The sequence below is a fragment of the Rhodoferax sp. LS1P39 genome, from assembly GCF_056521425.1.
In genome coordinates this window covers 126,174-140,001 of record NZ_JBWMAV010000012.1, presented here as the reverse complement: position 1 = coordinate 140,001, position 13,828 = coordinate 126,174, and the positions used below count along the sequence as shown (strand labels likewise).

Genomic DNA, 13,828 nt, shown 5'->3' with positions numbered 1-13,828 from the left:
AGACTTTCAAATAAAAGGAAATTCTGGTGTTGATGGGCATATTCAATCCCCGCTTGCGGGACATGGGCGGCATAGCCGGGATTCAAATATTGGGGCATTCAATTAATGGATATTAAACACCGGTCGTTCTTCTACTCCCTATTTTTATCAAGGCTAGCGGACCAGATATTGCTTTTTCTGGTGCCATTGGTGATTTTCCAGACCACCGGCAGCATCGCATTATCGGGGGCAGCATTTTTCCTGGAGACATTGCCACGGTTCTTGTCGTTTCCGATTTGCGGAATTCTGTGCGACCGGTTTTCTCTTTTTAAGTTATTACATCTGAGTCAACTCTACCGGGCCATCGTCTGTGTGGGCGGCATGGTTGGATTTGCGCTATTTGGTGGTATCGGGTGGCTGATTTTTATATCCGCTGTGGTTGGAGTACTCACCACGCAAGGTCTGATGGCACGGGAAGTGATGCTCCCGCAGGTTTTCAGTGGCCAGCGCTTTGAAAAGATTGCGTCTTATACCCAGATTGCCGACCAAATCGGCATGGTGCTGGGTCCGCTGGTTGCGGCAGGCCTTCTAAAATTTTGGCCTTGGGAATATGTTGTGGCCGCTACGGCTGGATTATTTTTAATGGCCGACGGTTTTATTATGGTCTGGCGAAAATTGGCAAAACCGGTTCTGGCCGCCCCGGAAGCAGCGTCGGGAAGTTGGTTATCACCACTGGCAACAGCATTCCGGCATCTGGTGAAACTTCCAGGGCTGTTGGAAGTGGTTTTGCTGGCCGCCGCCGTCAACCTCATTATCGGCGTGACGCTGGCAACATCGGCGGCGATGGTTATCGGTGTCCATCACCAAGACAGCACCGACTACGCACTGCTCCAGGCGGCAGGCGCCATTGCCACAGTAGCCATACTGTTAACGATTGCTCACACATCCATGTCGCTAAAGACCTTGGGGATTACCGCCTATGTAACGATTTTCGTGGGTGGGATTTTGACCGGATTAGCCACTGACCTCAATATTTATGCCGTCGGTTTTTTGCTCATTGTCGGCCTCGACAAAATGTTCAACGTTTTTATACGGAGTTTGCGGCAAAAGATTATTCCGAGACGTGATTTCGGCAAAACGACCGGACTAGTGGTCATGTTGAACAACTTATCTCAGTCGCTGTCCGGACTTATTATTACGGCGTTTGCAGGAATATACGGGGCCCACATTATCATTGTTGTTCTATCCGTATTCATGGCCATTACCGGCTTGGTCGTTGGAGCGGTTTGGCTGCGAAGGTCGCCCTCCCAGTCCCTCATCGATTGATTCTTGCGGCGACGGGGACGGCGTGCATGCCCAGTCTTGGAGGTATCCTCCGCCTGGAGATAAGTCCAATAACAATCCAAATAAGGGAGCCATTCCGTACCCTGGACAGCGCAAAATAGACCGCAAGTTCCACCTCCGCCCACCCCATGCTCGCCTTCCTCAAAAACCTCTTCCGCACCGCACCATCGTCCGGCACCACGCCAACGGCCGAAGCCAGCCGGCGTATGGACCTGGAGGAGCGCAAGGCCTACCGCAAGGAGTGTCTGTACCAGTCGATCCGGGAGACGTTTTTGTCGATGGAGGTGGTGTCTCAGATGTACCGGTTCAAGGTGATGCCTGTGGACGAGCGGCACCACCGGTTCATTGCCATGGTGGATGTGGCGAAGTCGTTTGTGGCGGGTGGCCAGGGGCGGAACAAGAGCTTTTTTGCCATGGAGCAAAGCATGCGCACGGCGGCCTACCAGCGCTATGGGGTGGTGATCGACGGCATTTACTGGCGGGTGAACGAATCCGAGGAGCCGTTTGAGCGTAGCGCCCGTGCCAGCGACCCGGTGCGCGGCGGTGGCGCGCAGACAGCAGCTTTGCGCACCACGCCGACACTGGCCAAAGACGGCGCACCGGCAGCCACCACGCTGTCGCGCCACCGCTACCCTGCCGTGTCTGCCGAGGACCGCGCCGCCTTCATGACCGCCCTGCAGCGCGGCACGGCCCCGCCGCTGGTGCACGTGGGCGAGCAGGAATACAAGTCGGACCTGATGCCGCTGGAGGGCGGGGGCAAGACGGGTGGCACGCAGTACGGGAAGCTTTAGCCCCCCGCAAGAATTGCGCGCCAGCCAAAACCACAAAGGGCTGCTTCCCTTGCAGAAAGCAGCCCTTTTTAGGCATGAAATAAGCCTCTAGCGCTTATTCCACCAGCGTGAGAAGCTACTTTTTACATAGCACCCACGCTACAAGCATCACGCGCCCAGTGTCTGCAAAGCAGCGTTCAGCGTGGCGCTGGGGCGCATCACGGCTTCGGTCTTGGCGGCGTCGGGCAGGTAGTAGCCGCCGATGTCGGCGGGTTGGCCTTGCACGGCCTTGAGTTCGGCGACGATTTGCGCTTCGCCTGCGGCCAGGGCTTTGGCCAGCGGGGCGAAGTGGGCTTGCAGCTCGGTGTCTTCGGTCTGGGCGGCCAGGGCCTGGGCCCAGTACAGGGCCAGGTAGAAGTGGCTGCCACGGTTGTCGAGCTCGCCGGTGCGGCTGGACGGGCCTTTGTTGGTGTCCAGCAGCTGGCCGGTGGCGGCATCCAGGGTTTTGGCCAGCAGCTTGGCTTTGGCGTTACCGGTTTTGATGCCCAGGTCTTCCAGGCTCACGGCCAGGGCCAGGAACTCGCCCAGCGAATCCCAGCGCAGGTGGTTTTCTTCCACCAGTTGCTGCACGTGCTTGGGCGCGGAGCCGCCTGCACCCGTTTCGTACATGCCGCCACCGGCCATCAGGGGCACGATGGACAGCATCTTGGCGCTGGTGCCCAGTTCCATGATGGGGAACAGGTCGGTCAGGTAGTCGCGCAGGATGTTGCCGGTGGCGCTGATGGTGTCCAGGCCACGGGCCACGCGTTCCAGGGTGAAGCGCATGGCGCGCACCTGGCTCATGATCTGGATGTCCAGACCGGCGGTGTTGTGCTCGTGCAGGTACATCTTGACCTTGGTGATCAGCTGCGCTTCGTGCGGGCGGTAGGCATCCAGCCAGAACACCACCGGCATGCCGGAATTGCGCGCGCGGCTCACAGCCAGCTTCACCCAGTCACGGATGGCGGCATCTTTGACCTGGCACATGCGCCAGATGTCACCGGCTTCGACGTTCTGGCTCAGCAGCACTTCGCCGGTGGCCAGATCCACGATGTTGGCCACGCCGTCTTCGGTGATCTCAAAGGTTTTGTCGTGCGAGCCGTACTCTTCAGCCTGCTGGGCCATCAGGCCGACGTTGGGCACCGTGCCCATGGTCTTGGGGTCGAACGCGCCGTGCCATTTGCAGAAGTTGATGATTTCTTGGTAGATGCGGGCGAAGGTGGACTCGGGCATCACGGCCTTCACGTCCTTCAGGCGGCCATCGGCCCCCCACATCTTGCCGCCGCTGCGGATCATGGCGGGCATGGACGCATCCACGATCACGTCGTTGGGCGAGTGGAAGTTGGTAATGCCCTTGGCCGAATCGACCATGGCCAGCTCGGGGCGGGTGGCGTGGCAGGCGTGCAGGTCTTTGAGCACCTCTTCGCGCTTGGCCGTGGGCAGTGCGGCAACCTTCTCGTACAGATTGGCCATGCCGTTGTTGACGTTGACACCCAGCTCCTCGAACAGCTTGCCATGCTTGGCAAAGGCTTCGCGATAGAAAATCTTCACGCAGTGGCCAAAGACGATGGGGTGCGACACCTTCATCATGGTGGCCTTGACGTGCAGCGAGAACATCACGCCGGTCTGGTGCGCGTCTTCGATTTCTTTCTCGTAGAACTCGACCAGCGCCTTCTTGCTCATGAACATGCTGTCGATGACTTCGCGGTCCAGCAGCGACACCTTGGGCTTGAGCACCACGGTTTTGCCGGAAGCGGTGACCAGCTCCATCTTCACGTCGCGGGCGCGGTCCAGGGTGAGGGACTTTTCGCCATGGTAGAAGTCGCCATGGTGCATGTGCGAGACGTGCGAGCGCGAAGCCTGGCTCCACGGGGCCATGCTGTGCGGGTTCTTGCGGGCGTATTCCTTGACGGCCTTGGGTGCGCGGCGGTCGGAGTTGCCTTCGCGCAGCACGGGATTCACGGCGCTGCCGGTGCACTTGCTGTAGCGGGCGCGGATGGCCTTGTCTTCGTCGGTCTTGGGATCTTCGGGGAAGTCGGGGATGGCATAGCCCTTGGCCTGCAGCTCCTTGATGCAGGCCTGCAACTGGCCCACCGAGGCGCTGATGTTGGGCAGCTTGATGATGTTGGTGTCGGGCAGCAGGGTCAGGCGGCCCAGCTCGGCCAGGGTGGCGGGCACTTTTTGTGCGTCGCTCAGGAACTCGGGAAACTCGGCCAGCACGCGCGCGGCCACCGAAATGTCGGCGCTGACCACATCGATACCGGCCTGGCTGGTAAAGGCCTTGACGATGGGCAGCAGCGAATGGGTCGCCAGCATGGGCGCTTCGTCCGTGAGCGTGTAGATGATTTTGGATTTTCCGGCAGCCATGGATGAACCTCTCAGGGATTGGATAAATGGGTGTGGCAACTGCATGCGAAAGTCAGCGCGACTGTCTGCGAGTCTACTTTATGCGTCGCGCAGATAACCCTATACGCAAGCAGTAAGTGCGCCAGCATGGGGCCAAAATATAAGGCAAATTGGCAGCCACCGCCCATTCAATAAGCACTAGCAGCTATAACTTGAATAGCACAGCGCCAAACCGCCCCGCCCGGCTTTTATCCCCCCTTTGAGGGATGCCCGCAAAACACGACAGGCCTAGACTGAACCGCCGTCACCGGCTCTTTACACAGGGCCGCAAAAGGCGCACTGTTGACCTGCAACCGGGGGATCGCCATGGAACACTCGCGCAAGCACACCACGCCACCTGCCAGCAACCACACCACGGCACGGGGCATTCTGCTGCTGCTGGGCAGCCTGCTGCTCACGGCGCTGCCCGCCAGCGCCCAGGCCCCGGTGGTCGGCAAGGTGCTGGACGAGGCCAAACTGGCCGGGCGCGACGGCAGCAGCTTCCCCCACGCGGCAGAAGACTACTTCAAGGACATGGACGGTGCCCCGGCGCTGACCCCGCAAGAGGTGGCCGGGCGCAATATGTGGCTGGTCTGGACCGGCGGCAACGACCGCCTGTGGGACCGCATGAGCAGCTACACCTTTGGCGCGTTCGACCTGCTGAAAATCGTCAGCTCCCACCCCAGCCAGGGCTATTCGCGGGCCAACCGCTGGGAGTACCTGGGCCTGGTCAACGAGCCCTGCTTTGATACCGCCAAGGGCCCCAGCCCCGCCCACAAAGGCCTGTGGCTGGACGCGCGCGCCACCGGCTGCGCCCCCGACCCGTTTGAAAACGCCGTCAAATACCCCGGCGTGGCGGTAGGTGCGCGCGGCAAGCCGCTGGGCGACGGCACCACCCTGCCCGTCGGCTCGTACTACGGCGAAGCCACCGGCATCATGGGCCTGCGCCTGTTTCCCAACCCCGCCTTCGATGTCAAAGCCGCTAAGGAATGGGATGCCGAGCGCTACTACACCGACGAAAAATACTACAACCGCCAAGACCTGGTGCGCCCCTACCGCGTGGGCATGTCGTGCGGCTTCTGCCACGTAGGCCCCAGCCCGGTGAACCCGCCGTTGAATCCCAACGCGCCTGCGTTTGCCAACCTCAGCTCATCGGTGGGCGCGCAGTACATGTGGGTAGACCGGCTGTTCATCCACAACGCCAACAAGCCCGAAGGCCAGCGCAACTACATGTACCAGCTGGCGCACAGCTTCCGCCCCGGGGCCATGGACACCTCGCTGATCTCCACCGACAGCATCAACAACCCGCGCACCATGAACGCGGTGTACGGCTTTGCCGAGCGCATGGCCCAAGGCAAGGCGCTGTGGCACGAGCCGCTGACCGGCGGCGAGCGCGACAACAAGCAGTTCAACAACTTCGTCACCAGCGGCCCGCTGACCGAATTCTATGACCCCGCCACCCACATCGCCCGCGTGCCGCATGTGCTCAAGGACGGCTCCGACTCGGTAGGCCTGCTGGGCGCGCTGAACCGGGTGTACCTGAACATCGGCCTGTTCAGCGAAGAATGGCTGCTGCACTTCAACCCGGTGGTGGGCGGCAAGAAGATCACGCCCATCCCGATTGCCACCGCTCAAAAGAACTCCGGTTATTGGCAGGCCACCGAAGCGGGTACGCCCAACACCGCCCTGTTCTTCCTGAAAGCCGCCCAGCCCGATTATTTGAAGGACGCACCCGGCGGCAATGCCCACCTGCAGGCCGACACCGCCACGCTGGAGCAGGGCAAGCAGGTGTTTGCCGACACCTGCGCCCGCTGCCACTCCAGCAAAGCCCCTACGCCCCCGCCCGACCTGGGCCTGGAGCCGCAAAAGTGCGCGGGCGGCGGCTACATGGGCTGCTTCAAGGCCTACTGGGGCTGGACCCAGACCGATGGCTACAAAAAGCTGATGCGCCAGATCGTGCAGGCGCCCGACTTTTTGCAGGGCAACTATTTGTCCACCGAGGCGCGCATCCCCGCCACCCTGCTGCGCACCAACGTCTGCAGCCCGCTGGCCACCAATGCGCTGGGCGGCAATATCTGGGACAACTTCTCGTCCACCGCCTACAAGCAGTTGCCCAGTGTGGGCACCGTCACGCTGAGCGACCCGTTTACCGGGGCCAATGTGCCCTACGCCATGCCCGGTGGCGGGCGCGGCTACACCCGGGTGCCGTCCCTGGTCAGCCTGTGGTCCACCGCGCCGTATTTGCTCAACAACACCCTGGGCCCGTTCAACGGCGACCCCTCAGTGGCCGGGCGCATGGCCGTGTTTGACACATCCATCAACCAGCTGCTGTGGCCCGCGCAGCGCGAGCGCGACAGCGTGCTGGGCAACAAAGTACCCGGCACCATCGACCGCACCGACCAGCGCAGCGAAATCATCGTGCCCGCCGGTTTTGTGCCCGAAGTGCTGCAACCCCTGCGCCGGGTGCTGCACCGCCTGGTGCCGTCGCTGGGCGGCGACATCACGCTGGGGCCCATCCCCAAGGGCATGCCGGTCAGCCTGCTGTCCAACCTCAAGCTGCAAGCCGAAGACGGCGGTGCACTGGCCCACAAGCGCGACCTGGCCGAAGTGCTGGTCAAGCTGCCGGTAGACCTGTTCAAAGCCCGCAACGCGCCTGACGAGGAGCTGCGCGAAAAGTTTGCCAACCTGCGCGCCCCGCTGATGCGCCTGAGCAAGTGCCCCGACTTCGTGGTCAACCGCGGCCACTACTTCGGCACGGCCGAGTTCAACCAGCAAGAGGCCTTAAGCGCCGACGAAAAGGCCTTCGGCACCGAGCCCGTGCTCAGCGATGCCGACAAGCGCGCGCTGATCGCCTTTTTAAAGACCTTCTAGCCGCATGCCCATCGACAAAGGCCAGCCATGGGACACCATCATCGTGGGAACCGGCGCAGGCGGTGGCACCCTGGCGGCGCGGCTGGTGGAGGCGGGCCAGCGTGTGTGTGTGCTAGAGGCCGGTGGCGACCCGCGCCTGGAACGCGAATCCATAGCCATACCGCGCCTGCCCGACGACTACGACGTGCCCGGCTTCCACGCCTTTGCCTGTGAGAACGAAGCCATGGCCTGGAACTTCCAAGTCCGCCACTACGCCGACGAGGCGCGGCAACTGCGCGACCCCAAATACAGCGCCGCCCGCCAGGGCGTGCTGTACCCGCGCGCCGCCGGGCTGGGCGGCTGCACCGCGCACAACGCCATGATCTTCATGCGCCCGCACGACTCCGACTGGAACCACATCGCCGAGCTCACCGGCGACGCCAGCTGGCGCGCCCCCCACATGCAACGCTACTTTGCCCGGCTGGAATCCTGCCACCACCGCCCCGTCTGGCGCGCCCTGCAGCGCCTGGGCCTGGACCCCAGCGGCCACGGCTGGCACGGCTGGCTGCACACCGAGCGCTCGGTGCCGCCCGAGGCCCTGGGCGATGCGCAACTGGTAGACCTGCTGGCCCGCACCGCGCGCAACTTCACCCACGGCCTGCCCACGCCGCTGCGCAGCCTGTTGCGCTGGCTGCGTGTGCGCGGCGACCCCAACGCCCGGCCCTGGGGCGGCGGCAGCTTTGAGGGCCTGTGCTACACGCCCATGAGCACCGCCCGCCACAGCCGCATGGGCGCGCGCGAACGTCTGTTGCAGGTGCGCGACAAGCACCCCGACCGCCTGCACATCGAGCTGCACGCCCTGGCCACCCGGGTGCTGTTCAACGCCGAAGGCGCGGCCTGCGGGGTCGAGTACCTGAAAGGCCAGCGCCTGTACCACGCCCACCCCGCGCCCAACGCGGCGGCGGGCCAACTGCGCCAGGTGCATGCCAGCGGCGAAGTCATTCTGTGCGGCGGGGCCTTCAACACCCCGCAGTTGCTGATGCTCTCCGGCATCGGCCCCGCGGCCACGCTGCACGCACACAACATCCCGGTGCGGGTCGACCTGCCCGGCGTGGGCCGCAACCTGCAAGACCGCTACGAAGTGGCCATCACCCACCGCATGCGCCAGCCCTGGCAGGGGCTGAAAGAGGCCCGCTTTACCCGTGGCGACCCGGTGTGGGAGCGCTGGAAGAACGACCGATCCGGCATGTACGCCAGCAGCGGGGCCATGCTGGGTTTAATTGAAAAATCGAGCCCGAACCAGCCCGAGCCCGACATCTTCTGCATGGCCCTGCCCGCCCGGTTTGAGGGCTACGAACCCGGCTTCTCGGAACGCATCCGCCAGCACAGCGACCGCCTGACCTGGGCCATCTTGAAAGCCCACACGCAGAACCGCGCAGGCACGGTCACGCTGCGCTCGGCCAACCCGCTGGAGCCGCCACTGGTCAACTTCCGCTACTTTGAAGAAGGCAGCGACGCAGCCGGGGCCGACCTGCAGGCGGTCGTGCAGGCCATCCGCGCCGTGCGCCGCCTCACCGCCCCATTTCTGGCCAACGGCCTGATCGCTGAAGAGTGCACACCTGGCCCGGAGGTGCAGACCGATGCGGAGCTGGCCGACTTCGTGCGCAGCACCGCCTGGGGCCACCACGCCTCCTGCTCCTGCCCCATCGGCCCGGTGGCGGGCGGCGGCGTGCTGGGCCCTGACTTCAAGGTCCACGGCACGCGCGGCCTGCGGGTGGTGGACGCATCGGTGTTCCCGCGCATCCCCGGCTTCTTCATCGCCGCCGCCGTGTACATGGTGGGCGAAAAAGCCGCCGACGCCATCCTCAACCCCTAGTCTTTTCACAGGAGAAAACCATGGCCTATGACGTAACCCAACTGCTGGCAATGAGCCAGGACGAGCTGGACGACCTGTTCCGCGCCAGCCCGGCGGGCGACATCCCCAACGGCAGCGCAGAGGGCACGGCCATCATCGCGCCCGGCACCAAGTACACCCAAAGCATTGCCCACCTGATCAACATGTTCGGCTGGCAGGGCAAGGTGTTTGACGCGCAAAAAGGCGTGCTCAAAAACAAGGTGCTGGTGTTCGGCTTCGAGGCCGTGCTGGCCAAGGTCTACAAAGATGCCAGCTGGCTGGACGGCAAGGAATGCGTGGTGCTGGACTACTCCGACACCTCGGTGCTGGCCCACTACATCCGCGACGAAATCCGCCTGATCGGCCCCGGTTTCTACCTGGGCAAGGTGTACTGGGGCAAAGAGCGGCTGATCGACTTCTGTTTGCAGTTTTAAGACCGCTACAGATTTTGATGCAAATTTTGATAGCTGCTACCGCTTATTGAATAAGCGCTAGCAGCTCATTTGATTGGTAACAATGCACCTATTTAGCCAAGAGCCAACGCTAGAGGGTACGCCTTCCAGAAACACCGCAGAACTGGCTTTGCCAGGCTGCTGGTGTTGCCCCCTGCAAGGGGGTTGGCGAAAGACGCGAAGCGCTGCAGCCTGGGGGTGAGCCAAATATGACTCCGCAGTCGCATTTCATGGTGGTTGCGCCTTTGGTCGCCGGGCGCGAGGCGGACCTGCGCGCGCTGCTGGACAGCATGACCACCCAGCCCGGCCTGGCCGATCCGCAGCACCCGCTGCTGCCGTTTGCCCAGTTCACACAGTTGCACTTTGCGCGTTTCGTGCTGCTGGACGATGCCCTGCAGGCCGACCTCACCACCCTGGGCCTGCCGCGCGTGCGCCTACCCACGCACCTGGCCTTCATGGGCGACTGCGACGGCTCGGCGCACGCGTGTTTGAACCTGATGGCCTTGCAGGCCGGGGACGGGCTGTGCCGCATCTTTGCCCACTGCGAGGGCTTCGCCCAGGGCAAAGACCTCACCACCTGGCTGCTGGCGCACGACCGCCCCCTGGCCGCCGCCTACGTCAACTGGCGGGGCCGCAGCGTGCAGCAGATCCGCGAAGAATCCGCCCTGCAGCAGCTCTTGTCCGACCGCGTGCCGCGCAGCGCAGATGCCGACGCACGCCGCACCCACCAGCACCTGCGCAGCGTAGTCCAGGCCGAGGTGGCCGCCGGTCGCCTGCACCTCAGCCCGCCCGCGCCCACGCCGCTGGGCTGGCGCATCGCCAACCTGGTCCACCTGCTGGGCGTGCCGCTGGTGGGCCTGGTGCTGCTGCCGGTGTTCATCGTGCTGCTGCCCTGGCTCATCTACGCCCTGCGCCAGCGCGAAACCACCGACCCCGTGCTCTGCCCGCGCCCCGACCCGGTGGCCTTGCAGGAGCTGCAGGACATGGAAGACTTTGACGTGAGCAACCAGTACACCGCGCTGGGCCCCGTCAAGCCCGGGCGGTTTCGGCGCGGGCTGGTCACGGTGCTGCTGGTGCTGATCGACTATGCCTGCCGCCATGTGTTCACCCGCGGCCACCTGGCGCGGGTGCAGACCATCCACTTCGCCCGCTGGGCCTTTCTGGACGACAAAAGCCGCGTGGTCTTCACCAGCAACTACGACGGCAGCCACCAGGGCTATATGGACGACTTCATCAACAAGGTGGCCTGGGGCCTGAACCTGGTGTTTGGCAACGGCATAGGCTGGCCGCGCACCAACTGGCTGATTTTGGGCGGCGCGCGGCACGAGCAGCCGTTCAAATACTTCCAGCGCCGCCACCAGATCCCCACCCAGGTTTGGTACAAGGCCTACCCCGGCCTGACCCTGGCCAACCTGCAGCGCAACCAGCGCATCCGCACCGGCCTGGAAAACTCCGCGCCCACCGACGCAGAGCTGCAAGACTGGCTGAGGTTGCTATGAACGCAGAATTCGACGACATCCAGGGCATCGTCCGCTTTGGCTACAAGCACCACGTGGAGGCCGCCTTTCTGCTGCTGCGCGTGCAAGACCCTGCCGCTGCCCGCGCCTGGCTGGCCACCGCCCCCGTCACCAGCGCAGCCACCGCCCAGCCACCACCCGCCACCGTGCTGCAACTGGCCCTGACCAGCGAAGGCCTGCGCGCCCTGGGTGTGGATGAGGCCACCGTGGCGGGCTTCTCCAGCGAATTCCTGGGCGGCATGGGCACCGATGCCAGCCGTGCCCGCCGCCTGGGCGACGTGGGGGCCAACGCGCCCAGCCAGTGGCAGTGGGGCACCGGCGCGCGCGTGCCGCATGTGCTGCTGATGCTGTACGCACTGCCCGGCCACCTGGCGGCGTGGCAGGCGCAGATCGAAGCGGATACGGCACCGGGCTTCACCCTGCTGGCCCGCCTGCCCTGCGCCGACCTGGGCGAGGTGGAGCCCTTTGGCTTCAAAGACGGCATCTCGCAGCCCGCCCTGGACTGGGACCGCACCCGCCCCGCCGTGGATGCCGAGCAACTCAGTTACAGCAACCTCAGTTGCCTGGGCGAAACCCTGCTGGGCTACCCCAACGAGTACGGCGGCTACACCGACCGCCCGCTGCTGCCGCCGCACCCGGCTTTGCCCCGCGCCGAAGATGCCCCAGACCGTGCCGACCTGGGCCGCAACGGCAGCTACCTGGTGCTGCGCCAGTTGCAGCAGGACGTGCAAGGCTTCTGGCATTGGCTGGACGGCGTGACTGAGAACCTCACGGCCACCCGCGAAACTTTGGCCGCCACCCTGGTGGGCCGCCACCGCGACGGCAGGCCGCTGGCCGATGCCCCGCCCGGCGACCCCAACGGCTTTACCTATGATGCCGACCCACGCGGTACCCGCTGCCCGCTCGGTGCCCACGTGCGCCGCGCCAACCCGCGCACCGCCGACCTGCCGCCGGGCGAGCCGGGGTTTATTGGCTGGCTGACCCGCACCCTGGGCTTCGATGCCCCGGCCCTGGCCCAGGACCGCGTGGCGTCCACCCGCTTCCACCGCCTGCTGCGCCGGGGGCGCGAGTACCGGGGGACAGAGGCGGGCCTGTACTTTGTGTGCCTGGGTGCCAACATCGCCCGCCAGTTTGAATTTGTGCAGGCCGCCTGGCTCAATGCGCCGCAGTTTGCCGGGCTGCACGGCGAAACCGACCCGCTGCTGGGCACACGCGAGCCCGCGCAGAGCGACTTTTCCATGCCCCAGCCCACCGGCCCCGACCAGCGCCTCACCGACCTGCCGCAGTTCGTCACCGTGCGCGGCGGGGCCTATTTCTTCCTGCCCGGCATCCGCGCATTGCGCTACCTAGGATCGTTATGACTTCCAACACCAGCCGCCCGGTACCCCGCGCCAACACCGGCTCTGCCGTGCGCAACTGGTTTTCCGACACCTCGCTGGCGTTGATCCAGCTACAGCGCCGCTTCGACCCATTTTTGCGCCCGGCTTTCGAAGCCACGCTGCTGGAGCCGCTGACCCGCCTGACCACCGCCCTCATCAACGCCCAGCGCCCGAACGAGGGCCTGCAACTGGCCGAAGAGCGCATCCTGCCGGGCGAGGAAGCCTGTGTGGACTCCATCATCCAAAGTTTCCAGGAACAAATGCGCGCGCTGTGGAAACCCGGTGGCTTCGAGCGCGGCGGCAACACCAAGACCCAGGGCATCGTGCGCGCCGAATTTATCGTCCACCCCGACCTGCCCGCCCACCTGCGCCACGGCATTTACGCCACGCCGCGCAGCTACCCGGCCTGGGTGCGCTTCTCCGGCCCCGGCCCTTACGTCACGCCCGACATCGACGACGTGGGCTTCATGAGCATCAGCGTCAAACTCATGGACGTGCCCGGCCCCAAGCTGATGGACGAGGAACGCTTCACGCAAGACATGTTTGGCGTGTCGCCGCCCACCTTCGTCACCCCCGACGTGATCGCCAACGCCCAGCTGCAAAAAGAAAGCCTCAAGAACGCGCAGATCTTCTACTTCCTCAACCTGCACCGCCCGCATGTGCTGGATGCCATCATGCAAGGCCTGTGGACCAAAACCCAGAGCAGCCCGCTGGAAGCCCCCTACTTCAGCTGCGTGCCCTACCTTCTGGGCGAAGGCCAGGCCATGCAGTATTCGTTCTGGCCCAAATCCAAACACCGCACCCCCATCCCCCGCCTGCCCCTGCGCCCGCCCGACGACTACCTGCGCAACGCCATGGTGGCATCGCTGGCCGCAGGCGATGTGGAGCTGGACGTGCGCCTGCAAGTGCAAACCGACCCGCATTTGATGCCCATCGAGAACGCCGGTGTGCTCTGGCCCGAGCGCCTGTCGCCCCGCATCTCCGCCGCCACCCTGCGCATCCCGCAGCAAAAGTTCGACTCCCCGGCGCAAATGGAATTTGCCAAGCGCCTGTCGTACAACCCCTGGCACAGCATTGCCGAGCACCGCCCCCTGGGCAACCAAAGCCGCGCCCGCAAACGCATGTACTACGAGCTGTCGAAGCTACGGCACCAAATGAACGCGGTGCCGCACTTCGAGCCGGTGGGGGATGAGGTATTTTGAGAACGTGCCCAAGGAGC

9 protein-coding genes are annotated in these 13,828 nt (G+C 64.3%); 8 read left to right on the top strand and 1 reads right to left on the bottom strand.

Annotated features, from left to right (window positions below):
- Positions 1-105 precede the first annotated feature (105 nt).
- Both AC097O_RS18105 and AC097O_RS18100 read left to right on the top strand, forming a co-directional pair.
- Positions 106-1,305, top strand: coding sequence for an MFS transporter (locus AC097O_RS18105; protein WP_479594292.1), 1,200 nt, complete (start codon positions 106-108; stop codon positions 1,303-1,305).
- Between the two features lie 146 nt (positions 1,306-1,451).
- Positions 1,452-2,114 (top strand): hypothetical protein, encoded by a 663-nt coding sequence (locus AC097O_RS18100; protein ID WP_479594291.1) that lies wholly within the window; start codon positions 1,452-1,454, stop codon positions 2,112-2,114.
- Between the two features lie 147 nt (positions 2,115-2,261).
- Here the strand turns inward: AC097O_RS18100 and AC097O_RS18095 are convergent, their stop codons facing one another.
- Positions 2,262-4,499 carry an NADP-dependent isocitrate dehydrogenase gene (locus AC097O_RS18095; protein ID WP_479594290.1) on the bottom strand — a complete coding sequence of 746 codons (2,238 nt, stop codon included), beginning with the start codon at positions 4,497-4,499 and terminating at the stop codon, positions 2,262-2,264.
- 345 nt (positions 4,500-4,844) lie between these two features.
- On the opposite strand from AC097O_RS18095, the gene AC097O_RS18090 reads away from it, so the two are divergent.
- The 6 genes from AC097O_RS18090 to AC097O_RS18065 all read left to right on the top strand — a co-directional run bounded on the left by AC097O_RS18090 (position 4,845) and on the right by AC097O_RS18065 (position 13,811).
- Positions 4,845-7,388: a hypothetical protein gene (locus AC097O_RS18090; protein WP_479594289.1), complete on the top strand. Its 2,544-nt coding sequence runs from the start codon at positions 4,845-4,847 to the stop codon at positions 7,386-7,388.
- A gap of 4 nt (positions 7,389-7,392) precedes the next feature.
- Complete coding sequence (locus AC097O_RS18085) at positions 7,393-9,243, top strand: GMC family oxidoreductase (RefSeq protein ID WP_479594288.1); 1,851 nt, start codon at positions 7,393-7,395, stop codon at positions 9,241-9,243.
- Between the two features lie 20 nt (positions 9,244-9,263).
- Positions 9,264-9,695: a hypothetical protein gene (locus AC097O_RS18080; RefSeq protein ID WP_479594287.1), complete on the top strand. Its 432-nt coding sequence runs from the start codon at positions 9,264-9,266 to the stop codon at positions 9,693-9,695.
- A gap of 227 nt (positions 9,696-9,922) precedes the next feature.
- A complete protein-coding gene (locus AC097O_RS18075; protein ID WP_479594286.1) occupies positions 9,923-11,212 on the top strand; it encodes a hypothetical protein in 1,290 nt (429 codons plus the stop codon).
- A complete protein-coding gene (locus AC097O_RS18070; RefSeq protein WP_479594285.1) occupies positions 11,209-12,591 on the top strand; it encodes a Dyp-type peroxidase in 1,383 nt (460 codons plus the stop codon). The genes AC097O_RS18075 and AC097O_RS18070 overlap by 4 nt, the downstream gene beginning before the upstream one ends.
- Complete coding sequence (locus tag AC097O_RS18065; protein ID WP_479594284.1) at positions 12,588-13,811, top strand: catalase family protein; 1,224 nt, start codon at positions 12,588-12,590, stop codon at positions 13,809-13,811. The genes AC097O_RS18070 and AC097O_RS18065 overlap by 4 nt, the downstream gene beginning before the upstream one ends.
- Positions 13,812-13,828: the final 17 nt, after the last annotated feature.

Coding starts and splice junctions, on each gene's coding strand:
- AC097O_RS18105 (WP_479594292.1), top strand. CDS start 106: ATGGATATTAAACACCGGTCGTTCTTCTACTCCCTATTTTTATCAAGG.
- AC097O_RS18100 (WP_479594291.1), top strand. CDS start 1,452: ATGCTCGCCTTCCTCAAAAACCTCTTCCGCACCGCACCATCGTCCGGC.
- AC097O_RS18095 (WP_479594290.1), bottom strand. CDS start 4,499: ATGGCTGCCGGAAAATCCAAAATCATCTACACGCTCACGGACGAAGCG.
- AC097O_RS18090 (WP_479594289.1), top strand. CDS start 4,845: ATGGAACACTCGCGCAAGCACACCACGCCACCTGCCAGCAACCACACC.
- AC097O_RS18085 (WP_479594288.1), top strand. CDS start 7,393: ATGCCCATCGACAAAGGCCAGCCATGGGACACCATCATCGTGGGAACC.
- AC097O_RS18080 (WP_479594287.1), top strand. CDS start 9,264: ATGGCCTATGACGTAACCCAACTGCTGGCAATGAGCCAGGACGAGCTG.
- AC097O_RS18075 (WP_479594286.1), top strand. CDS start 9,923: ATGACTCCGCAGTCGCATTTCATGGTGGTTGCGCCTTTGGTCGCCGGG.
- AC097O_RS18070 (WP_479594285.1), top strand. CDS start 11,209: ATGAACGCAGAATTCGACGACATCCAGGGCATCGTCCGCTTTGGCTAC.
- AC097O_RS18065 (WP_479594284.1), top strand. CDS start 12,588: ATGACTTCCAACACCAGCCGCCCGGTACCCCGCGCCAACACCGGCTCT.